Here is a 22,308-nt window from a genome sequence, read left to right on the forward strand (position 1 = left end):
CGCGCCTGCCTACAGGCCGCCCTGGATGCCGATGAGGGTGCCGACCAGGTACGTCGCGGCGGCCGCCGCCGCGCCGAGGAGGAGCTGCCGCACGCCGCTGCTCCACCAGGCGCGGTTGGTGAACCGGGCCACGATCGCCCCGGCCGCGAACAGCCCGACCCCGCCGACGGCCAGCGCGAGCCACAGGCTGGTGGCGCCGAGCAGGTAGGTCAGCAGCGGGATCAGCGCGCCGACCGAGAAGAACAGGAACGACGAGATCGCCGCCGCCCACGGGCTGGGCTGGTCGTCCGGGTCGACGCCCAGCTCCTCCCGGACGTGCACCCGCAGCGCCTCCTCCGGGTTGGCCCGCACCGCCTCGGCGACCTGCGTGGCGAGGTCGCGGGACAGCCCCCGGGCCACCCACGCGTCGGCCAGCTCGCGGGCCTCCGCCTCCGGGTGCCGTTCCAGCTCGCGGCGTTCCTTGGCGACCTCGGCGGCGACCTGCTCGTTGGCCGACCGGACGCTCGTGTACTCGCCGAGGCCCATCGAGATCGCGCCGGCGACGAGGCCGGCGACGCCGGTGAGCACGATGCTGTGCGGCGACACCCCGCCGCCGCCGACGCCCGCGATCAGGGCGATGTTGGTGACCAGGCCGTCCATCGCGCCGAACACGGCCGGCCGCAGCCAGCCGCCGGACACGTCCGCGTGGTGCGCCTCGCGCAGCGCCGCCGGGGTGTCGCTCACGGCAGGGTCAGGATCTCGTGGCCGTCCTCGGTGACGAGGATCGTGTGCTCGAACTGGGCGGTCCACTTCCGGTCCTTCGTGACGACCGTCCAGCCGTCGTCCCACATGTCGTACTGGTGGGTGCCGAGGGTGATCATCGGCTCGATGGTGAACGTCATGCCCGGTTCCATCACGTCGGTCGGTCGGGGGCTGTCGTAGTGCGGCACGTAGAGGCCGCTGTGGAAGGCCTCCCCGATGCCGTGGCCGGTGAAGTCGCGGACCACGCCGTAGCCGAACCGCTTGGCGTACGACTCGATGACCCGGCCGATCACGTTGATCTGCCGGCCCGGGGCGACCGCCTTGATCCCCCGCATCATCGCCTCGTGGGTCCGCTCGACCAGCAGCCGGGCCTCCTCGTCGACCTCGCCGACGCAGAAGGTGGCGTCGGTGTCGCCGTGGACCCCGCCGATGTACGCGGTCACGTCGACGTTGACGATGTCGCCGTCGCACAGCACGGTGGAGTCGGGGATGCCGTGGCAGATCACCTCGTTGAGGCTGGTGCAGCAGGACTTCGGGAAGCCCTTGTAGCCCAGCGTCGACGGGTAGGCCCCGTGGTCGCAGAGGAACTCGTGCACCACCCGGTCGATCTCGTCGGTGGTCACCCCCGGCTTGCAGTGCTCGCCGGCGAGCTGCGTGGCCTGGGCGGCGAGCCGGCCGGCGACCCGCATCCGCTCGATGGTCTCCGGGGTCTGCACGTGCGAGCCGGTCCACTGCCGGGGCTGCTTCTTGCCCACGTACTCCGGTCGGACGATGTCGGGCGGCACCGGTCGCGTCGGGGTGAGCGTGCCGGGGGTCAGCGGCGCACGGACGGTCATGGCGCAAGCCTATCGCCGGCCGGGCGGCGGGCGGCGCGGCCGGGTCCCGGCGGTGGCGGCGGTCCGGCCCGTGGCCTCGGCCGACCGGTTGTTGCCGAGCCACTTCCGCTGTGCCATCGTGTTCTGCGTGGATCAAGGGGGTGCCGCTCCCGTCTTCTCCGCCCGCACGGAGACCGACGGCGACCACGTCCGCGTGGTGGTCGTCGGCGAGGTGGACATGGCCACGGCCGACACGATGCTCCAGGCCGCGCTGCGCGAGCCGGCCGGTCGGGTGACCCTCGACCTGCGGGAGGTCACGTTCTTCGACTCGGCGGCGATCCATGCCGTGGTCCGGCTCGCCCAGCGCTTCCCGGGCGCGCTCACCGTGCTGCCGTCGCGGCAGGTCCGCCGGGTGCTGGAGATCTCCGGCCTGGCCGGTCAGGACTGGGTCGCCCCCGCCTGAGCCCCGGCCGGCGAGCCGAGCCCCCGCGAGCCGAGCCCCGGCCGGCGAGCCGCCTCCGGCCCGGCCGGCCCGGCGCGAGGCCCGCCCCGGGCGCGCTCAGCCCCGCAGCCGCCGGCGCAGCGTCACCTGCGTCCCCTCGGCGGTACGGCTGACCGTCAGGTCGCCGAGCGCCCTGATCAGCGCCAGTCCGCGCCCGCGGAAGCCCGCGCCGGTCGACTCCCGCCACTGCCCGCTGTCCCGGACCGTCGCCACCACCGTGCCGTCGGCGATGGTCACCTCCACGCCGATGGTCGGCTCGGCCGGGCAGACCGGGTGCTCGATGGCGTTCGCGGCGGCCTCGGAGACCGCGACGGTGAGGTCGAACAGGTCGTTCTCGCCGACCCGGTGGGCGGTGAGGAAGTCCTCCAGCCGGCGGCGCAGCACGCTCAGCCGGGTCGGGTCGGCGGGCAGCCGCAGCGCGAACCGGTTCGGTTCGGCCGCCTCCAGCGCGAGCACCGCCACGTCGTCGCGCAGCGGCCGCGCGGCGACCCGCTCCACGACCGCGTCGACCAGGTCGGCGACGTGCTCGCCGCCGGCCGCGTCGGCGCGCAGCTGCGCGAGGGCCGCGTCGAGGCCGAGCTGCCGGTCCTCGATCAGCCCGTCGGTGTAGAGCAGCAGCCGGGCCCCGGGGGCCAGCGCGTCGTCCACGGTCCGGTACGACGCGCCGGGGATCGCGCCGACCGGCGGCCCGAGCGCGCGGTCGTGCAGGAACGCCACGTCGTCTCCTCGGATCAGCAAAGGGGACGGGTGCCCGGCGCTGGCGTAGCGGAGCCGGCCGGTGCGGGGCGAGAACCAGAGGCAGACCACGGTCGCGAACGACGGCTGCTCCGCCGAGCCGACCAGCCGGTTGAGCCGGGTCAGCGACTCGCCCGGGTCGTAGCCCTCCAGCACGTACGCGCGCAGCGCGTTGCGGAGCTGGCCCATCGAGGCGGCGGCCCGCACGCCCTTGCCGACGACGTCGCCGATGACCAGGACCAGCTCGTCGTCGTCGAGCCGGATCACGTCGTACCAGTCGCCGCCGACCTCGACGTCGGCGCTGCCGGGCAGGTAGCGGCTGGCCACCACCGCACCGGGCAGCCGGGGCAGCGACCGGGGCAGCAGGCTGTGCTGGAGGGTGGTGGCGATGCGGTGCTCGGCCTCGTAGAGCTGGGCGTTCTCCAGCCGCACGCCGACCAGCCGGGCGAGCTGGGTCAGCGCGGCGTGGCCGGGGTCCGCGGCGTCCTCGGCGTGGCCCCAGATCCGCAGCTCGCCCAGCGTCTCCCCGGCGCTGCCGGTCAGCGGCAGCACGACGGACGGTTCGACGGCGGCAGTCCCGCCGCCGTCGGCCTCGTAGCGGGCCCCGGTGGAGGTGACCACCACCCGGGCGGCCTCGGCGAGGCCGAGCGCGTGCCGGGCGGCCACCTGGAGCACCTCGGCGGTGGTGCGGGCGGTGTTCACGGCGACGGCGGCGTCGGCCAGGGCCCGCAGCCGCCGGATGATCTGCCCCCGGAGCTGGCCCAGCTCGACGTTGGCCCGGACCCGGGCGATCAGCTCCTCGCCGGAGAACGGCTTGGTCAGGTAGTCGTCCGCGCCGACGGCGAGGCCGGCGACGGCCTCCGCCGAACCGGCCCGGGCCGACAGCAGCACGATGGGCACGTGCCGGGTACGCGGGTCGGCGCGCAGCGCGGTCACCAGGCCGAAGCCGTCGAGCCGCGGCATCATCACGTCGGTGAGCACCAGGTCGAAGGGTGCCTCCACGGCCCGGCGCAGCGCCTCGACGCCGTCCGGCACGGCCACCACCTCCCACGACGGGCGCAGCAGCCGGACGACGTGTTCGCGCAGGTCGGCGTTGTCGTCGGCGAGCAGGATGCGGCCCGCCGCGGCCCGGTCTCCGCCGGTCGACCCGGCCACCTCCCCGGCTCCGGGCCGACCCGGCCTGCCGGTCCACAGCGCGGTCTCGGCCGCGAAGAGCCGGGCCTGCCCCAGCTCCGGCGACGCGGCCGGCGCGTCGGCCGCGACCCGGTCGGCGGGCAGGTGGGCGGCACCGAACGGCACGGTCACGGTGAACGTGCTGCCCCGGTCGGCGACGCTGCTGGCCTCGGCCCGGCCGCCGTGCATCTCCACCAGCTCCCGGACCAGCGCCAGCCCGATCCCGGTGCCCTCGTGGGTGCGGGAGCGGACGCCGGGCACCCGGTGGAACCGCTCGAAGACGTGCGGCAGCTCCTCGGGCGCGATGCCGACGCCCGTGTCGGCGACCTCCAGCTGGGCCGCGCCGTCCACCGCCCGGACGCGGACCCGCACCTCGCCGTCGAAGGTGAACTTCACCGCGTTGGCGACGAGGTTGAGCACGATCTTCTCCCACATGTCCCGGTCGACGTGGACCGGCGCGGGCAGCGGCGGGCAGTCGACGACCAGGCGCAGGCCGGCGCGTTCGGTGGCCGAGCGGAAGGTGCTGGCCAGCCGGGCGGTGTAGTCGGCGAGGTCGGTGGGCTGGTAGTGGGCGGCCAGCCGGCCGGACTCCAGGCGGGAGAAGTCGAGCACGGTGTTGACCAGCTTGAGCAGGCGCAGCGCGTTGCGGTGCATCATGGTGAGCCGGTCGAGGTGGGGATCGGGCAGCGTCGGGTCGGCGAGCAGCTCCTCCAGCGGGCCCAGCACGAGGGTCAGCGGAGTGCGGAACTCGTGGCTGACGTTGGCGAAGAAGTTCGTCTTGGCGCGGTCGAGCGCGGCCAGCTCGGCGGCCCGGTCCCGCTCCTGCTCGTACGCCCGCTGCCGGCCGACGGCGCGGGAGAGCTGGGCGGCGATCAGGTCGAAGAAGGTGCGGTACTCGTCGGTGAACGGCAGCCGGGCGGAGACGCCCACGACGAGCGCCCCCATCGGCTCGTGGGTCGCGGTGACCGGCAGCACCAGCGCCTGCGCGGCCACGCCGGCGTCGAGGTGGGGCAGCAGGTCGGCCACGTCGATGGTGGTGGCGGACCCGCCGTCGGCGACCCGGCTCACCGTCGCGGTGGCCGCCTCGCCGAGCGGCAGCGGCGCGACCACCCCGGCGGCATCGTCGGCGCCGTGCCCGGCGGGGGCGGGCAGCCCGCTGCCGCTGCGCCCGGCGAGGGTGAGCTGCCCGGCGTCGTCGCGCAGGTAGATCAGGGCGAACGGCACGTCCGCCCGGTGCCGGTCGAGCACCCCGGCGGCAGCCCGGCCCAGGGCCGCGACGTTCTCGGCCTCGGCCAGGTCGGAGCCCAGCTCGGCCAGGGCGCGCAGCCGGCGTTCGCCGAGCACCCGCCCGGTGGTCTCGTTGACGAGGCAGAGGACGCCGTCGATGCCGCCGTCGGCGGCGCGGATCGGGTCGTACGAGATGTCGAAGTAGACGTCCTCCAGGAAGCCGTGCCGGTGCAGCACGAAGGGGTGGTTCTCGCCCCGGTACGGTTCGCCGGTCTTGTGCACCGAGCCCAGCAGGGGCCCGAGCACGTCCCAGGTCTCCCGCCAGTGCTCGTGGGCGGGCTGGCCGATGGCGTGGGGATGCTTGTCGCCGATGGTCGGCAGGTAGGCGTCGTTGTAGAAGGCGCGGTGCTCGGGGCCCCAGAACATGACGATCTGCGCCCGGGAGGAGAGCATCATGGCGACCGCGTGGCACAGCGCCGGCGGCCAGCCGGACGGGGCGCCGAGCGGGCTGGCCGCCCAGTCGAAGCGGAGTAGGCGTTCGCCCATCTCGCCGCCGGCGGCGCACGCGGCCGTGAGCTGCGGCGGGAACGCCTCCTCGACGGTGCCGACGGACGGATGCTGGCCGTCCTCGCCCCCCTGGGCCGAGCTCATGCATCCTCCCGCGCCGGCCGTCACCCCCGGCGACCGCATGATCGCCGCCGCCGTGACCCGCCTTGTACCCAGACGGACCAGCAACGTAACGCATCCCCGCCGTGATGCGCTGGTTACCCGCGTCTCATCCGCGCGGGACGCCGCCGGGGGTCAGAAGACAGACAGGCCGTCGATGCTCGCGGCGTTCTTCGTGGCCCGGTAGGTCACCAGGTCCTCGGCGGTGCGGCGGGAGTGCGCGCGGATCAGCAGGTCCCGGTCGCCCTCGTAGCGCATCAGGGGGACGGCGTACCCGCAGGAGTCGCTGACCCGGTCGACGTCGACGGTGATCACCGCGCGGGCGGAGTGCAGGTCCGGCGGGTCGGGGAAGTCGGCGAGCCGCTCGGCGAAGCCGTCGTCCTCCACCGTCACCGCCGTGCCCCGGCCGTGCAGCCGGACGATGTTCGGCGGCCCGGCGAAGGCGCAGAACATCAGCGTGATGCGGCCGTTCTGGCGCAGGTGGGCGATCGTCTCCGCGCCGCTGCCGTGGAAGTCGATCCACGCCACCCGGCGCGGGCCGAGGATGACGAAGGTGCCGCGCATGCCCTTCGGCGAGACGTTGACGTGCCCGTCGGCCCCGGAGGGTGCGGTGGCGACGAAGAAGACGGGCTGCTCCTCGATGAACGCCCGCAGCCGCCCGTCGATGGCCTCGTGAACCTTCATGTCGCCATCCTGGCACCGCTTACCGAAAAGTGGGACAACCCTTCCGCATGGCGGGACGGCGGGGCCGGGGTGTGTGCCGGCCCCGCCGCGCCTCACAGCGGGGTGACGTACGCGCCGGTGATGCCGCCGTCGACCACGAACTGCGCGGCCGTCATGAACGACGAGTCGTCGCTGGCCAGGAACGCCACCGCGGCGGCGATCTCCTCCGGCTGGCCGAACCGGCCCATCGGCACGTGCACGAGGCGGCGGGCGGCCCGCTCCGGGTCGGCGGCGAACAACTCCATCAGCAACGGGGTGGCGATCGGCCCGGGGCACAGCGCGTTGACCCGGATGCCCTCCCGGGCGAACTGCACGCCCAGCTCCCGGGTCATCGCCAGCACCCCGCCCTTGCTCGCCGTGTACGCGATCTGCGAGGTGGCCGCCCCCATCAGCGCCACGAACGACGCCGTGTTGATGATCGAGCCCTTGCCCTGCCGGCGCATGTGCGGGATCGCGTACTTGCAGCACAGGTAGACGCTCGTCGTGTTGACCCGCAGCACCCGCTCCCAGGCGTCCAGGCCCGTCTCCAGGATCGAGTCGTCGTCGGGCGGGGAGATGCCCGCGTTGTTGAACGCCACGTCCACCCGGCCGTGCCGCTGCGCCACGCCGTCGAAGAGGTCCCGCACGGCCGCCTCGTCGGCCACGTCGCAGGCGACGAACTCGCCGCCCACCTCCTGCGCGGCCCGCCCGCCCGCCGTCGCGTCGACGTCGACGCAGACCACCCGCGCCCCCTCGGCGGCGAACCGCCGGGCCGTGGCCAGCCCGATCCCGCTGCCCGCACCGGTCACCACCGCGACCCGGTCCTGAAGCCGTCCCTGCATCTCACTCCTCCGTGCTGATGAACACGTTCTTGACGTCGGTGAAGGCGTGCAGCGCGTCCGGGCCCAGCTCGCGGCCCAGCCCGGAACGCTTCATCCCGCCGAACGGGGTCCAGTACCGCACGGAGGAGTGCGAGTTGACGCTGAGGTTGCCCGCCTCGACCGCCCGCGCCATCCGCAGCGCCCGGCCCACGTCCCGGGTCCAGACCGAGCCGGACAGGCCGTACTCGGTGTCGTTGGTTAGCCGGACCGCGTCCGCCTCGTCGTTGAAGGGGAGCACCGACACGACCGGGCCGAAGATCTCCTCCCGCCAGTGCCGGTCGGCCGGGGAGTCGGCGAGCAGCACCGTCGGGGCGTACCAGAAGCCGGGGCCGTCGGGGCGGGAGCCGGTGAAGGCCACGCGCGCCCCGTCGACGTACCCGGCGACCCGGTCCCGCTGGGCGGCGGAGATCAGCGGGCCCATCTCGGCCGTCTCCCGCGCCGGGTCCTCCACCCGCAGCGCCCGCACGGCCGGCTCCAGCAGCTCCAGGAACCGGTCGTACGCCGGGCGCTGCACCAGGATCCGCGACCGGGCGCAGCAGTCCTGGCCGGCGTTGTCGAAGACGGCGTACGGCGCGGTGGCCGCCGCCCGCTCCAGGTCGGCGTCGGCGAAGACGACGTTCGCGCTCTTGCCGCCCAGCTCCAGGGTCACCCGCTTCACCTGGGCGGCGCAGCCGGCCATGATCCGGGTGCCGACCTCGGTGGACCCGGTGAAGCAGACCTTGCGGACGGCCGGATGGGTGACGAACCGCTCGCCGACCACGTCGCCGCGGCCCGGCAGCACGGTGAACACGTCCTCGGGCAGGCCGGCGTCGCGGCCCAGCTCGGCCAGGCGCAGCGCGGTCAGCGGGGTCAGCTCGGCCGGCTTGAGCACCACCGTGTTGCCGGCGGCGAGCGCCGGGGCGAACCCCCAGGCGGCGATGGGCATCGGGAAGTTCCACGGCACGATCACCCCGACCACGCCCAGCGGCTCGTGGAAGGTGACGTCCAGCCCGCCGGGCACGGGGATCTGCCGCCCGGTCAGCCGCTCCGGCGCGCCCGCGTAGTAGTCGAGCACGTCGCGGACGTTGCCGGCCTCCCAGCGGGCGTTGCCGATGGTGTGCCCCGAGTTGCGCACCTCCAGCAGCGCCAGCTCCTCCAGGTGCGCGTCGACCAGGGCGGCGAACCGCCGCAGCAGGCGCGCCCGCTCCCCCGGCGCGACGTCGCGCCACCGCGGAAACGCGGCGGCGGCCCGCCCGACGGCGGCATCGACCTCCTCGGCCGTCGTGGCGACGACCTCCCCCACCACCGTCCCGCTGGCGGGATCAACCACCCGCGTCACATCCCCCACCCTGCCCTCCCTCTCCAGCTCCCGCGATCTTGCAGTTTCGGCCCCCACAAATGCCGCCAAGCTCCCATGGCAGGGGCCCCAACTGCAAGATCGCGGGAGAGAAAAGGGGTGGGTCAGAGGCGCTCGAAGCCGCGTTGGAGTTCCCAGTCCGTCACGGCGGCGTCGAAGGCGCGCAGCTCGATGCGCGCCATGTTGGCGTAGTGGGCGTGGACCTCGTCGCCGAAGACCGCGCGGGCGATCGTCGAGGACTCCCACAGGCCCAGCGCGTCGCGCAGGGTGCCGGGGACCCGCTCGGCGGCCGGATCGTCGTACGCGTTGCCGGTGCACTCCTCGCCCAGCTCCAGCTCCCGCTCGATGCCGTGCACCGCCCCCGCCACCAGGGCGGCGATCGCCAGGTACGGGTTGACGTCCGCCCCGGGCACCCGGTTCTCCACCCGCATGCCCTGGCCGTGGCCGACCAGCCGCAGCGCGCAGGTGCGGTTGTCGGTGCCCCAGCGCAGCGCCGTCGGGGCGAACGATCCCGGCTGGTAGCGCTTGTAGGAGTTGACGTTCGGGGCGAACAGCAGGCTGAACTCCCGCATCGTGTCCAGCAGCCCGGCCAGCACCCGCTGCCCGGTGACGCTCAGGTGCGCGGGCCCGTCGCCGAGCATCGCCGAGCGGCCGTCGGCGTCGCGCAGCGAGAAGTGGATGTGGCAGGAGTTGCCCTCCCGCGCGTTCGGCTTGGCCATGAAGGTGATCGACATGCCCTCCTGGGCGGCGATCTCCTTCGCCCCGTTCTTGTAGATCACGTGGTGGTCCGCGCAGGCCACCGCCTCGTCGTAGCGGAAGGCGATCTCGTGCTGGCCGAGGTTGCACTCGCCCTTCGCGCTCTCCGGGGTCAGGCCCGCGCCGGCCATCTCGGTGCGGATGCGCCGCAGCAGCGGCTCCACCCGGGACGTGCCGAGCAGCGAATAGTCGACGTTGTACTGGTTTGTCGGGGTCAACTCGCGGTAGCCGCGCCGCCAGGCGTCCTCGTACGAGTCGCGGTAGAGGACGAACTCCAGCTCCGTGCCCGCGTACGCGGTCAGCCCGTGCGCGGCGAGCCGGTCGAGCTGGCGACGCAGGATCTGCCGGGGCGAGGCGGCCACCGGGCCCGACCCGTCCAGCCACGCCAGGTCGGCCAGGAGCATCGCCGTCCCCGGCTGCCACGGCACCCGGCGCAGCGTCTCCAGGTCGGGCACCATGGCGAAGTCGCCGTACCCGCGCTCCCAGCTCGACATCGCGTAGCCGTCGACGGTGTTCATGTCGACGTCGACGGCGAGCAGGTAGTTGCACCCCTCGCTGCCGTTCTCCACCACCTGGTCGAGGAAGAACGGCGCGTGGAACCGCTTGCCCTGCAACCGGCCCTGCATGTCGACCAGGGCCAGCACCACGGTGTCGAGCTTGCCGGCGGCGACCGCCGCCCGTAACTCTTCGAGGGACAGCGGTGCTCTGCTCATGCGCGGGCCTCCATCACCAAGGTCTACTGCCTGACCGGATCACCGTCAATGCCCGCGCCGGAGCCGTCGGCAAACCCCTCGACCGTACGACGGGGGCCGGTGAACCACTTACGCGCCGAGGCGTACCACCAGACGGCGACGACGAGCAGCACCCCGCCCACGGCGAGCGGCGCGTAGTTGACCGCCGACCAGCTGAAGTCGGCGTGGCCGGGCACCCCGGCGGGCACGATCGGCAGCACGAAGTAGACCGAGATGATCGCGATCTCGACCACCGCGACCCAGCCGAGCAGCTTGTAGCGGCGGCCGAGCGTCCACGGGCCGGGGGTGAACCGGTCGCCCATCCGCAGCCGCAGCACGATAGGAATGACGAAGGAGAGGTAGAGCCCGATCACCGCGACCGAGACCACCGCGTAGAAGGCGACCGGGATGCCGGACGGGCTCTCGTAGAGCGCCGGCAGGGTGAGCACCAGGCCGGCCGCGGTCGCGCCGACGATCGCGTTGGCCGGGGTGCCGTTGCGGTCCACCCGCGACCAGAGCCGCCAGCCCGGCACCGCCCGGTCCCGGCTGAACGCGTACGCCATCCGCGACATCGACGTCACGCAGCTCATGCCGCAGAAGAACTGCCCGATGGTGGAGACGATGATGACGGTCTTGAAGAAGAACGGAGTGAGCGCCGTTTCGAAGATCGCCCCGGAGAACCCGCCGGCCGCGTTGATCGCGTCCACGTCGGTGGCGGCGAACAGGAAGGCAAGCAGCAGGATCCAGCCGCCCACCGCCGAATAGAAGATCGACCGCCACAGCCCCTGCGCGGCGGCCTTCGACGCGCCCCGGGTCTCCTCCGACACATGCGCGCAGGCGTCGAAGCCGGTGATCGTGTACTGGGTGAGCAGGAAGCCCAACGGCAGCACGTAGAACCAGAAGGTCCACCCGCCGGTGCCGCCGTCGCCGAAGCCGGAGTTGTCGAACCGCTCGGTGAAGACGAACTGGAAGCTCTGGTGCCGGTCCGGGACGAACACCAGGATGGCGACGACCGCCGCCGCGCCGGCCACGTGCCACCACACCGAGACGTTCTGGAGTACGTCGATGATCCGATGCCCGAAGATGTTGATCAGCCCGTGCAACGCCAGGATGATCACGAACAGCACGAACGCCTGCCGCAGCGTCCCCGCCCAGCCGTCGAACAGCGCCGACAGGGTGAGATTGAGGAACGTGGCACAGCCGTAGTCGACCGACGCGGTGACCGCCACCAGGCCGATCAGGTTGAGCCAGCCGGTGAACCAGCCGTGCACCGGCCGGCCCATCTTCGCCGCCCACCAGTAGATGCCGCCCGCCGTCGGGTACGCCGACACCAGCTCGGCCAGGCAGAATCCGATGACCAGGATGAACAGCGAGATCAGCGGCCAGCCCCAGGAGATGGCGACCGGCCCGCCGTTGTTCCACGCCTGGCCGAACGTGGTGAAGCAGCCGGCCAGGATCGAGATGATCGAGAACGAGATCGCGAAGTTGGAGAAGCCGCTCCACTTGCGGCGCAACTCCTGCTGGTAACCGAGTTCGGCGAGCCGGCGGGCGTCGTCGTCCATCGGCTGTTCGGCGGTCGGCGCGGGCGTCGTGGCCACTGCACACCTCCTGGCGAGGATTGCCGGAAACGCGTGCGCCCGAGTCTCGTCCCGCCGATCACGATGGTCAATACGCCACGGCCTGCCGCCCCTGGCGCGCCGCCGCCGGACGCGGGACGCCGGCCAACCGGCGCAGCCCCGCCGGCTGCACGAAGATCGAGCGGCGGGCCACCGCGTCGCCCCTAGCGTCGACCTCGTAGCCGTCCAGCCACAGCCACCCGTGATAGGTGTGCCAGTCCTCGTGGACGCGGATCACCCGGAAGAAGATCGGCCGGACGAACTGCACGCTGGCGGCCGACGTGACGTGCAGCAGGTCCCCGCAGGCCAAGCTCCTCGACGCGGCCTCAGCCATCGCCGACGACCCGCCCGTCCCGCGCCGGCAGCACCATGTCGAGCCACCCGAGGTGCCGCGCCTCCAACTCCGGGTCGAACGGCAGGCCGCGCCGCCTGCGCTCCTCGACCCCGAGCCGGTGCCAGTCCCCCAGGTACGCCACGAGCAGGTCCCCCATGCCAGCGAACTCGACGAGGCTCGCCACCTGCCGCTCGAAGCACGGCCACGGCCTGCCGCAGGTGAAACAGGGACCGCCCGCGTACCTCGGTGGGTGTTGGCCCGTCACCGCCCCCGCACCCCCGGCCCCGGGCGGACCGGCGGGGCGTCGCGGATCGCCTGCACCCGGACCATGACGACGCGCTCCCGGCACGGCGTGCCGTCGGGGCGCAGCTCCAGCCCCTCCAGCCGCACCCATTGCGACGCCAGGAAGTTTGCGTACCGGGGAACGTAGGTGACCTTCAGCCGCAGCACCACCTGCCCGATGCAGTAGTCACACGGCTGAAGCGTCAACACGTCACCCACGACGACCAGCGGATTCACTGTGGACACCTCGGGTCCCGCCCGCCATGCCACCTGCCCATGCGCCTCTCCCCTGACTCGAAGACCGGCGGGCGACGTCCCTGCACATCCGCCCGCCGGGTGACAGTCTGCTGATCGCGGAACTACGCTGAGAAGCCATCGCGCCTGGTCCCGGAGCACCTCTGGAGTCACCGCGCCGCGCTCGGCAGCCCTCGACGACGCCCGGCAGGACCGGGCGACGCCTGGCGATCACGACGAGAATCTGGAGAAGGCATGGAAAGCGAGCAGACCGCCGATCTGATACGCACGCAGCTCCGTCGCATCCGGACAGCCGCCGGCCTCAACCAGGAGGAACTCGGCCGACGCGCGAACTACTCGGCCTCGACGATCTCGGCGGTGGAAACCGGCACCCGGCCGCTCGACAAGGCGTACGTCAAGCGCATGGACGAGGTGCTCGACACGGGCGGCCTGTTCGAGTCCCTGCTGCGGATGGCCGAACGGGATGGCCAGCCCTCGTGGTTCCGCCCGTGGCTGGAGGCCGAACGCAACGCCACGCAGCTCCGATACTTCAACCCCACGCTCGTCCCCGGCCTGCTCCAGACCGAAAACTACGCCCGCGCCGTGCTGCGCTTCGACGACACCAAGCCCGAGGCTGAAGTCGAGCGGCAGGTCGCGGCCCGCCTGGAGCGACAGGAGATCCTGGTACGCGAACACCCACCCCAGGTCGTCGCCGTGATCGACGAGGCAGCCCTACGCCGCACCGACGCCATCATGGCCGAACAACTCGCCCACCTGCTGCGAATGGCCGACCTCCCCCACGTCCACATCCACGTCATCCCGTGCTACACCGGCCTGCACGTCGGCCTGTCCGGCCCACTCGCTCTGGCCAGGTCCGCCGATGGGGGCTGGGTGGGACACCTGGAGAACCAACTCTCCGGCTTGGTCACCGACAGCGAGGATGAGATGGCTACGCTTCTGGGACGATGGGAGGGTGTGAGAGGACTCGCCCTGCCGCGCGACCTGTCCCTCGCTCTGATGAAGGAAGTGGAGAGCCAACATGGACCTCAGTAGCGCGCGATGGAAGAAGTCCACCCGAAGCGGCACGAGCGGCGGCGACTGCGTAGAGGTGGCCGACAACCTGACCGAGGTGGTCGCCGTCCGCGACAGCAAGGACCCCTCCGGTCCGGTGCTCGCGTTCACCCCGCAGACCTGGCGCGCGTTCGTCGAACACACCAAGCACTTCTGACCTCGCTCCGGCTCGCACGCAGGGCCGTCCGGTGACAGCTCGGCCTCGCGTGCGCCGCCTACAGTCGCAGCACCAACAACGTGACTCGCCAGGCGGGCCCCGGGAGGCACCCCAGCAGGTCAGCGCGCGTACAGGGTGAGCGCGAAGTTCTGGTCGGAGTTGTGGTTCGCAGTCAGCTCGAACCGGTCGGACTCCCGGGTCTCCGCACGAGGCACGGAGAAGTCCGTGTCCACCAGCCAGCCCAGCACCGTCTTGCGCTCCTCGGGGCGCAGGACCGGACCGAGGCAGCCGTCCACCAGGGTCTGCAGCAAGGGCCGCTGCACGGCGCCGTGCAGCTTGACCATGCACAGGACCTGCCCCACCTCGTCCCGGCGGTCCTTGGACGGCTGACCGACCGCGGCCGAAAGCTGGTCCTGCGTGCCGGGCAGGGTCACCTGGATGGTGTGCAGCGAGCCCTTGACGGTCACCGGGCCGGGCCACCGCTCGACCCAGGCGTCCGTCACCTGGCTCGGCGTCGCGCCGGCCAGGGCCGGCGCCGGGCCGGAGGGGGTGGCGGCGGGGGAGGCGAGTTGCTCCTCCCCCGGCTCACCGCGAGCACCTTGCAGCGCAGGAGGACGTTGCGGGCCCGCGTCCTGATGGCGCAACACCACGACGGCCACGAGCGCAGCCAACACCAGTATCACGGCGGGCACAGCGAACACGAGCCCTCTTCTCGGCCCTGTTCTGCCGCCTGCGGGAACAGATCCGGCTTCCCATCCGGTCTCGTTCACATTGCGCTCCCCGTGTCACTGCGGCAATGGCAGCGAAAGCGCAACTCGCCGCGGGCCGCCTCGGAGGATACCCAGAATCGCAGCTGGACCTACAGCCCGGAAGCGGATGCGCTGCGACGTCGTCGTGCACCTGCCGAGCCACGACAGCGAATGCGACAAGGCAGACAGCCAAATGGGCATGTCGATGTCCGGAGAAGCACGGCACCCGCCCTCAGACAGCAGACAGCAGGATCGCCGCCACCAGAAACAGATTCGTCGCTGCCGACAGGCAGGCGAGGACCGCATAGATCTTGGAAGATTCGGGCCCTCAGGGGGGCCACTTTCTTCCAAGATCTCGCAGTTCCGGTGTCGGGCGGCTTCCCGGAGCCGCCCTTGAGCGGCGCAAGCGCGCAAGATCGTGCTCGATCCACGAAAGAGTGGCTACCCGCCCGGCAGCGAGGGACTCTTTCCCTGATCGAGCACGATCTTGTGCTCCCTGGCAGCCAAGCACCCCGTCGAGCGGGACCGTGCGCGTCCACACGGACCGCAAGCACGTCAGGGGTTCGCCGGGGCCCGCCCGCGGAGGGATCAAGCCTGACCGCCCGGAGCGGGCGGGCCCCGGCGAACCCCCACCCACGACGCACCGCAACGAACGCGCCCCACCCCGTACCAAGTAATCGCCTTGCCGCAACCGGCCCGCGACGCGCATCCTTGAGCCTGTGACCAGGCCCGATCCGGACGGGCCCCGCCGGGCGCTCGGCAACGCCCGGCCTGCGGCGGCGCGGGGCGTTCACCTCTCTCTCACATGCGGCGCACCGCCCCGCGCCGCCACACCGGCCACAGCCGAGCGAGGATCAGGCGAAGATCAGCCCGCCCACCCAGAGCACGGCGATCACCAGCCCGGCGAGGAACTCCACCAGCATCGACAGCCCGGCGGCCTTGAGCGCGTGCACCGTCGACGGCCAGGCGAGCTGGTTGCTGCCCAGCCGCAGCCGCTCGGCTCCCCAGATTCCGCCGACGAAGCCGACGACCAGGCCGACGACCGGGATCACGAAGAAGCCCACCAGCCCCAGCACCCCGCCGGCCAGCAGCGACGACGTCGGCACGCCGGCATTCTTCAGGTTGCGGCCCGGCCACAGGTACTTGACGACGGCGCCGCCGACGGCGACGAGCGTGGCGGCGGCCAGCACCAGCCAGCGACCCGCCCCGGCGGTGCCGAAGATCGCCCAGACCAGCACCCCGCCCCAGCACAGTGGCAGCGCGGGCAGGCCCGGCACGATCACCCCGGCGAGCCCGGCCAGGATGGCCAGCGCGGCCACGATCGACACCACCGCCTGCGAATCGGTGAGACTCATGGTGCCCCCTCGGCATCGTCGCGCAGCCGGGCGGTGATCTCGGCCGCCGGCACGGGTGGGCCGAACCAGCGCCCCTGCCCGGTGTCGCAGCGCAGCGACCGCAGCCGCTCCGCCTGCGCCTCCGTCTCCACCGCCTCGGCGGTCACCCATAGTTCCAGCGCGTGCGCCAGCCGCACCAGCGCGTCCACGATCCGCTCGTCGCGGTGGTCGTCAGAGGAGGCGGAGGAGGAAGCGGCGGAGGCGTCGCCGGGCCGGATGCCCTCCACGAACGGCCCCGCGAGCTTGAGGCAGTGGATGGGCATCCGCCGCAGGTACGCCAGGTTCGAGTATCCGGTGCCGAAGTCGTCGATCGCCAGCCGTACGCCCAGGTCGGCGAGCTGGTGCAGCGCGCGCAGCGGCTCACCGGCGGTGCCCATCACGGCACTCTCGGTCAGTTCGAGCTGGAGCAGCGCGGCCGGGAGGCCCGTGCGGCCCAGCGCGCCCGCCACCGTCTCGACGATGGCCGGGTCGTTGGCCTGCCGGGCGGCCAGGTTGACGCTGACCACCAGCTTCGCCTCGGGGTACGCGCGACGCCACGCCTCGGCGTCGCGGCACGCCTGCCCGAGCACCCATTCCCCGAGGCGGACGATCAGCCCGGTCTCCTCGGCCAACCCGATGAACTGGTCCGGCCCGACCAGGCCCAGCTCCGGGTGTTGCCAGCGGACCAGCGCCTCCACGGCCACCATCGACGAGTCGAGCAGCGACACGATCGGCTGGTAGTGGACCACGAACTCGCCCCGGTCCAGCGCGGCGGGCAGGCCGGCGACCAGCGCGGAGCGGGCGATGTCGCGGGCGCTGCGCTCGGGGTCGTAGACGGCCCACCGGCCCCGGCCCTCGGCCTTCGCCCAGTAGAGGGTGGTGTCGGCGGCCTTCATCAGCTCCGACGCGCTGGTCTCCCCGGCCGGGCACTCGACGATGCCGATGCTGGCGGAGACGGCCAGCTGCTGGTCGCCGACGTGCACGGGGGCGGAGACCGCGGCGAGGGCCATCTCGGCGACGCCCACCGCGTCGTCGAGGTCCTCGCCACCGTCGACGAGGATGACGAACTCGTCGCCGCCCATCCGGGCGACCAGGTGCCCGTGCCCGGAGACGCACTCGGCCAGCCGCCGGGCGATCACCACCAGCAGCCGGTCGCCGAGGTCGTGCCCGAGGCTGTCGTTGACCGCCTTGAAACCGTCGAGGTCGAGGAAGCAGACCCCGATCCGGTGGTCCGGGCCCGCGTCGGCGAGGACCTGGCCGAGGGTCTCGAAGAACAGCGTACGGTTGGGCAGGCCGGTCAGCGGGTCGTGCAGCGCCTGGAAGCGCAGCCGCTGTTGCAGCTCGTACCGCTCGGTGATGTCCTCGATCATCGCCACGGTGAAGCGTGGCCGGCCGTCGTCGTGCCGGATCAGCGAGACGGCCAGGTCCGTCCAGACGATGCTGCCGTCCTTGCGGTAGTAGCGCTTCTCCACCCGGGCCGCGTCGTGTTTTCCCTCGATGAGCGCCTGGTAGAGCTCCCACATCCCGGCGGCGTCGTCGGGGTGGAACAGCGACGCCACGTTCGTGCGGCGCAGCTCGTCGACGCTGTAGCCGAGCATGTCGGCGAACGCCTGGTTCACCTCGATGATCTGCCCGTCGACGCCGGCGATGCCGATGCCGATGGCCGCCCCGACGAAGACGGCCCGGAACCGCGCCTCGCTGTCGCGCAGCGCCTGCTCGACGAGGTCCCGCGCCTGCCAGGCGCTGCGGGCGATGCGTTCCTGCTGGGTGAAGGTGCGGTCGCGCAGCGCCCGGGCGAATCCGGCGGCGAGCCCACCCTGGAGGGCGGCGACCCGCTGGGCCGTGCCGGGGCGGCCCGCCCGGTCGGGCAGCACCTGGGCGACGAACCGGTCCCCGAGCGCCGCAACCGACCAGTCGAGCAGGCCCGGCTCGGCCAGGTGCGCCTCGACCAGCACCCGGCCGACGCTCTCGGCCGGCCGGGCGGTGAACGCCTCGGCCAGCAGCGCCCCGGCCAGTTGCTCCGTATGTTCGAGGAGCAGCCGCTCGGCCTCGGCCGCGCTGAGCGGCACGAAGCCGAGCCGGCGGGCCGCGCGGGCCCACGCGGCTGCGTACGACTGGGCGCCGGCCCGGCTGAAGCCCCCGCCGCCGGTCGCCGGCACGGCGGTGGTGTCGTCGCCAGTCGCCGGCGTGGCGGTCGCGTCGCCTCCGGGCTCCGGCAGGGCTGTGGCGTCACCGCCGGGTTCCGGCACGGCTGTCACGACGGCCTAGCCGGCGGGCTGGTCGTACCGGGCGACGCCGCCGAACGCGCCGAACCGCTCGGGTTGTGCGTCCACGTCGGACGGCGAGTCGGGACGCCAGAGCGGCATGTGCACCACGCCCGGCTCCAGGATCGTCCAGTCGCCGAAGAAGCCGGTGATCTCGGCGCGGGAGCGCAGCGTGATCTCGGTGGCGGTGCGCGCCGAGAGCCGCTGGGCGTCCAGCATCTCCTGCGGCTGGTCCTCGAACGTGGAGTGCGAGACGACCAGGAAGCTGCCCGGGGCGGCTGCCGCCCGCAGGGTGGCGAGGAGGTCGGCGGGACGGTCGGCGTCCGGTACGAAGTGGACCACCCCGGCGAGCAGGATGCCGACCGGGCGGTCGAGGTCGAGCAGGCCCATGGACCGGCTCGCGGCGAGGATCGCCTCGGGCTGCCGCAGGTCGGCGTGGATCACCCCGGTCAGGTCGTTGCCGGCCAGCAGCTCCCGGCTGTGCGCCACCGCCACCGGGTCGATGTCGACGTAGACCACCCGGGCCTTCGGGTTCGCCGCCTGCGCCACCTCGTGGACGTTGCCGACGGTGGGAATCCCCGAGCCGATGTCGAGGAACTGGTCGATGCCGGCGTCCAGCAGCGCCCGGACCGCCCGGCGCAGGAACTCCCGGCCCGCCCGCATGGTCGCGGCCAGGTTCGGCGTCATGCTGGCGATCTGCTCGGCCAACTGCCGGTCGATCTCGAAGTTGTGCGCGCCGCCGAGGAAGTAGTCGTAGACCCGGGCCGCGCTCGGTCGACTCAGGTCGATCTCGGTGGGAAGTCCGTCCGCCATCCTGTGTCGCTCCCGCCAGTGGTCGCCGCGCCACGGGCCGTGCCGGTCGGCGGACACGGCACGGGGACGCCGGGCACGCCGACCGGCAGACCCGCAGGTCTGTGGTGTTCCACACTCTAAGCCGCAGGTTCCACCATTCGCGAGGTCTGTTTCCCGACCGGGCCGTGGCCGGGCGGCCGGTCAGCCGACTGACTCCAGCATCAGCGCGATGCCCTGCCCCACCCCGACGCACATCGTCGCCAACGCCCGGCGGGCGTCGCGGCGGCGCAGCTCCAGGGCGGCGGTCAGGGCCAGCCGGGCCCCGCTGGCTCCCAGCGGGTGGCCCAGGGCGATCGCCCCACCGTTGGGGTTGACGTGCTCGGCGTCCTCGGGCAGGCCCCACTCGCGCAGCACCGCCACCGACTGCGCGGCGAACGCCTCGTTCAGCTCGATCACGTCGACAGCGTCGAGGCCGACGCCGAGCCGGTCGAGCAGCCTACGGGTCGCCGGCACCGGCCCGATCCCCATGATCCGGGGCGGCACGCCGGCCGCGGCGGCCCCCGTGACGCGGGCCAGCGGGGTGAGACCGTAGCGGGCCACCGCCGCCTCACCGGCCACCAGCAACGCCACCGCGCCGTCGTTGACCCCGGAGGAGTTGCCGGCGGTCACCGTGCCGCCCGCACGGAACGGGGTGGGCAGCGCGGCGAGCTTCGGAAGCGTCGTCTCCCGGGGGTGCTCGTCGACGTCGACCAGCTTCGTCTCGCGCCGGCCCGCCGGCACGGTCACCGGCACGATCTCCTCGGCGAACCGGCCGTCGGCCTGCGCCTTCGCGGCCCGCTGCTGCGACCGGTACGCGAACGCGTCCTGCGCGGCGCGGTCCACGCCGAATTCGGCGGCCACGTTCTCCGCCGTCTCCGGCATCGAGTCGATGCCCCAGCCCCGCTCCATCAGCGGGTTGACCAGCCGCCAGCCGATCGTGGTGTCGTACACCTCGGCGGCCCGGGAGAACGCGGCGGTGGCCTTCGGCATGACGAACGGCGCGCGGCTCATGCTTTCCACGCCGCCGGCCACGACCAGTTCCGCCTCGCCGGCCACGACCTGCCGGGCGGCGGTGGCCAGGGCGTCCAGGCCCGAGCCGCAGAGCCGGTTGACGGTGCTGCCGGGCACCTCGCCGGGCAGGCCGGCCAGCAGTGCCGCCATCCGGGCGACGTTGCGGTTGTCCTCGCCGGCCTGGTTGGCGCAGCCGAGGACCACGTCGTCGACGCGGGCCCAGTCCACCGACGGGTGGCGGGCCACCAGCTCCCGGATCACGTGCGCGGCGAGGTCGTCGGGGCGCACCCCGGCGAGCGCGCCGGCGTACCGGCCGATGGGGGTGCGGACACCGGCCACGAGATATGCCACGGTCATCGACGTAGTCCTTCGGGGTGGGAAGGCCGATACTCAACGGGCCCGCCGGGTCGCGGCGAGGCGGCCCCAGGATATCCACGCCGCGACCGCCCCGCGCGGCCCGTGCAAGGAAGGGCCCCCTGTTAACGCATTCTGTTGTACAAGGGGCCCTTCCTAACGCTGCTTCCACAGCGCGGGCCGGCGCATCGACGGTTGGCTGTGTAAGGAGCCTCACGCCGGGCGGTCCTTCCACCCGGCGAACGGCTGGGCGTATCGTCGGCGGGCGATGACCAACGTCTGGGACCTCACCGTCCGCCTGTACGTCGACCTCCGACGGCAGGCCAGCGGCGTCTGTCCGGCGCGGCCCGTCTCCTCCTGACGCCCGCCCGACCGCCGTTGACCCCACTTGGACGTTCCCATGGCTTCCGCCCTGCGCAAGTTTCCCTTCTCCCTCCAGATCCTGCTCGGCCTCGTGCTCGGCGTGGCGCTGGGCTTCGTCGCCCGCGCCAACGACCTGAGCTGGCTGGCCAGCACCCTCGACACCGTCGGCGACCTGTTCGTCCAGCTGCTGAAGCTGGCCGTGCCGCCCCTGGTCTTCACCGCCATCGTGGTCAGCGTCGTCAGCCTGCGCGGCGTCGCCAACGCCGCCCGGCTGGCGCTCAAGACGCTGCTCTGGTTCGGCGCGACCGCGCTGATCGCGGTGAGCATCGGCATCGGCCTCGGCCTGCTCACCGACCCCGGCCGGGGCGTCACCCTCGACGTGGGCGCCGCCGCCCCGCCGAAGACCACCGGCTCCTGGACCGACTTCCTCACCGGCATCGTCCCGACCAACCCGGTCGGCGCGTTCGTCGAGGGCAACGTGCTGCAGATCGTCTTCCTCGCCCTCGTGGTCGGCGCGGCGGCGCTGCTGGTCGGCGACGCCGCCGAGCCGTTCGTGGCGCTCAACCGGTCGCTGCTGAGCATCGTGCAGAAGGCGCTGTGGTGGGTGATCCGGCTCGCCCCGATCGGCACCCTCGGCCTCATCGGCAACGCCGTCGCGTCGTACGGCTGGGACCTGCTGGCCCCGCTCGCGAAGTTCACCACCGCCGTGTACGTCGGCTGCGCGATCGTGCTGTTCGTGGTCTACCCGCTGCTGCTGCTCGCCGCCGGCCGCCTCAACCCGCTGCGCTTCTTCGCCGGGGCGTGGCCGGCCATCGAGCTGGCGTTCGTCTCCCGCTCCTCGGTCGGCACCATGCCGGTGACCCAGCGTTCCGTCGAGCGCCTCGGCGTCCCCCGCGAGTACGCCTCGTTCGCGGTGCCGTTCGGGGCGACCACGAAGATGGACGGCTGCGCCGCGATCTACCCGGCCCTCGCGGCGATCTTCGTCGCGCAGGTCTTCGGGGTGGACCTGGGCGTCGGCGACTACCTGCTCATCGCGTTCGTGTCGGTGGTCGGATCGGCGGCCACCGCCGGCCTGACCGGCGCTATCGTGATGCTCACCCTGACCCTGAGCACGCTGGGCCTGCCGCTGGCCGGCGCCGGCCTGCTGCTGGCCATCGACCCGATCCTGGACATGATCCGCACCGCCACCAACGTGGCCGGCCAGGCCGTGGTGCCGACCATCGTGGCCGCCCGCGAGGGCACTCTCGACCGGGCCGCGTACGACTCGGCCGGTCGCCGCGGCCTCACCGACCCCGAGCCGGGCGACGCCGGACGCGGCGGCCTCGCCGACCCCGGGACGGGTGACGCCGGGCGGCCCTCCCGCGCCGGTGAGCCGGCTCCCGTCCCCGCCTGACAGTTCCGGAG

The 22,308-nt window shown here is 73.0% G+C and carries 20 protein-coding genes; 4 read left to right on the forward strand and 16 right to left on the reverse strand.

Annotation, left to right across the window (positions count from 1 at the left end):
* Positions 1–9: 9 nt before the first annotated feature.
* Both ACVMYR_RS06980 and map read right to left on the reverse strand, forming a co-directional pair.
* A complete protein-coding gene (locus tag ACVMYR_RS06980) occupies positions 10–723 on the reverse strand; it encodes a VIT1/CCC1 transporter family protein (RefSeq protein WP_077936690.1) in 714 nt (237 codons plus the stop codon).
* Positions 720–1,577 carry a type I methionyl aminopeptidase gene (map, locus tag ACVMYR_RS06985; RefSeq protein ID WP_077936689.1) on the reverse strand — a complete coding sequence of 286 codons (858 nt, stop codon included), beginning with the start codon at positions 1,575–1,577 and terminating at the stop codon, positions 720–722. The genes ACVMYR_RS06980 and map overlap by 4 nt, the downstream gene beginning before the upstream one ends.
* A 127-nt stretch (positions 1,578–1,704) precedes the next feature.
* Between map and ACVMYR_RS06990 the strand changes: the two genes are divergently transcribed.
* Positions 1,705–2,019: an STAS domain-containing protein gene (locus ACVMYR_RS06990; protein ID WP_091277543.1), complete on the forward strand. Its 315-nt coding sequence runs from the start codon at positions 1,705–1,707 to the stop codon at positions 2,017–2,019.
* 96 nt (positions 2,020–2,115) lie between these two features.
* Here ACVMYR_RS06990 and ACVMYR_RS06995 read toward each other — a convergent pair whose 3' ends face one another.
* The 9 genes from ACVMYR_RS06995 to ACVMYR_RS07035 form a co-directional block, all read right to left on the reverse strand.
* A complete protein-coding gene (locus tag ACVMYR_RS06995; protein WP_457121377.1) occupies positions 2,116–5,844 on the reverse strand; it encodes a SpoIIE family protein phosphatase in 3,729 nt (1,242 codons plus the stop codon).
* A gap of 150 nt (positions 5,845–5,994) precedes the next feature.
* Positions 5,995–6,543 (reverse strand): pyridoxamine 5'-phosphate oxidase family protein, encoded by a 549-nt coding sequence (locus tag ACVMYR_RS07000; RefSeq protein WP_457121378.1) that lies wholly within the window; start codon positions 6,541–6,543, stop codon positions 5,995–5,997.
* A 92-nt stretch (positions 6,544–6,635) separates the two neighbouring features.
* Positions 6,636–7,403 carry a 3-oxoacyl-ACP reductase gene (locus tag ACVMYR_RS07005; protein ID WP_457121379.1) on the reverse strand — a complete coding sequence of 256 codons (768 nt, stop codon included), beginning with the start codon at positions 7,401–7,403 and terminating at the stop codon, positions 6,636–6,638.
* Between the two features lies 1 nt (position 7,404).
* Positions 7,405–8,760: an aldehyde dehydrogenase family protein gene (locus ACVMYR_RS07010; protein WP_457121719.1), complete on the reverse strand. Its 1,356-nt coding sequence runs from the start codon at positions 8,758–8,760 to the stop codon at positions 7,405–7,407.
* Positions 8,761–8,882: 122 nt separating this feature from the next.
* The gene (locus ACVMYR_RS07015; protein WP_457121380.1) at positions 8,883–10,247 is read right to left on the reverse strand and encodes a glutamine synthetase family protein; all 1,365 of its coding nucleotides are present in this window, start codon (positions 10,245–10,247) and stop codon (positions 8,883–8,885) included.
* Positions 10,248–10,270: 23 nt separating this feature from the next.
* A complete protein-coding gene (locus ACVMYR_RS07020) occupies positions 10,271–11,863 on the reverse strand; it encodes an amino acid permease (RefSeq protein ID WP_457121381.1) in 1,593 nt (530 codons plus the stop codon).
* Positions 11,864–11,930: 67 nt separating this feature from the next.
* A complete protein-coding gene (locus ACVMYR_RS07025; protein WP_457121382.1) occupies positions 11,931–12,215 on the reverse strand; it encodes a hypothetical protein in 285 nt (94 codons plus the stop codon).
* On the reverse strand, positions 12,208–12,399 hold the full coding sequence (locus tag ACVMYR_RS07030; protein ID WP_457121383.1) for a hypothetical protein: 192 nt from the start codon (positions 12,397–12,399) through the stop codon (positions 12,208–12,210). Before ACVMYR_RS07030 ends, ACVMYR_RS07025 begins: the two co-directional genes overlap by 8 nt.
* A 77-nt stretch (positions 12,400–12,476) precedes the next feature.
* Complete coding sequence (locus ACVMYR_RS07035; protein ID WP_457121384.1) at positions 12,477–12,743, reverse strand: hypothetical protein; 267 nt, start codon at positions 12,741–12,743, stop codon at positions 12,477–12,479.
* Between the two features lie 243 nt (positions 12,744–12,986).
* Between ACVMYR_RS07035 and ACVMYR_RS07040 the strand changes: the two genes are divergently transcribed.
* Both ACVMYR_RS07040 and ACVMYR_RS07045 read left to right on the forward strand, forming a co-directional pair.
* Entirely contained in the window at positions 12,987–13,784 is a 798-nt protein-coding gene (locus ACVMYR_RS07040) for a helix-turn-helix domain-containing protein (protein WP_457121385.1), read from the forward strand.
* A complete protein-coding gene (locus ACVMYR_RS07045) occupies positions 13,771–13,959 on the forward strand; it encodes a DUF397 domain-containing protein (RefSeq protein ID WP_091277468.1) in 189 nt (62 codons plus the stop codon). Before ACVMYR_RS07040 ends, ACVMYR_RS07045 begins: the two co-directional genes overlap by 14 nt.
* Positions 13,960–14,078: 119 nt before the next feature.
* Here ACVMYR_RS07045 and ACVMYR_RS07050 read toward each other — a convergent pair whose 3' ends face one another.
* From ACVMYR_RS07050 to pcaF, 5 genes are all read right to left on the reverse strand, one after another.
* Complete coding sequence (locus tag ACVMYR_RS07050; RefSeq protein ID WP_457121386.1) at positions 14,079–14,633, reverse strand: hypothetical protein; 555 nt, start codon at positions 14,631–14,633, stop codon at positions 14,079–14,081.
* A 929-nt stretch (positions 14,634–15,562) separates the two neighbouring features.
* The gene (locus tag ACVMYR_RS07055) at positions 15,563–16,063 is read right to left on the reverse strand and encodes a DUF456 domain-containing protein (RefSeq protein ID WP_431893856.1); all 501 of its coding nucleotides are present in this window, start codon (positions 16,061–16,063) and stop codon (positions 15,563–15,565) included.
* Positions 16,060–18,240, reverse strand: coding sequence for a putative bifunctional diguanylate cyclase/phosphodiesterase (locus ACVMYR_RS07060; RefSeq protein WP_457121720.1), 2,181 nt, complete (start codon positions 18,238–18,240; stop codon positions 16,060–16,062). Before ACVMYR_RS07060 ends, ACVMYR_RS07055 begins: the two co-directional genes overlap by 4 nt.
* A 105-nt stretch (positions 18,241–18,345) precedes the next feature.
* Positions 18,346–19,158 (reverse strand): SAM-dependent methyltransferase, encoded by an 813-nt coding sequence (locus ACVMYR_RS07065; protein WP_077936682.1) that lies wholly within the window; start codon positions 19,156–19,158, stop codon positions 18,346–18,348.
* A gap of 180 nt (positions 19,159–19,338) precedes the next feature.
* Positions 19,339–20,544 (reverse strand): 3-oxoadipyl-CoA thiolase, encoded by a 1,206-nt coding sequence (gene pcaF / locus ACVMYR_RS07070; RefSeq protein WP_077936679.1) that lies wholly within the window; start codon positions 20,542–20,544, stop codon positions 19,339–19,341.
* Between the two features lie 409 nt (positions 20,545–20,953).
* Here pcaF and ACVMYR_RS07075 point away from each other — a divergent pair, with 409 nt between their 5' ends.
* The gene (locus ACVMYR_RS07075) at positions 20,954–22,297 is read left to right on the forward strand and encodes a dicarboxylate/amino acid:cation symporter (protein WP_457121721.1); all 1,344 of its coding nucleotides are present in this window, start codon (positions 20,954–20,956) and stop codon (positions 22,295–22,297) included.
* Positions 22,298–22,308: the final 11 nt, after the last annotated feature.

The organism is Micromonospora sp. PTRAS2, assembly GCF_054052245.1.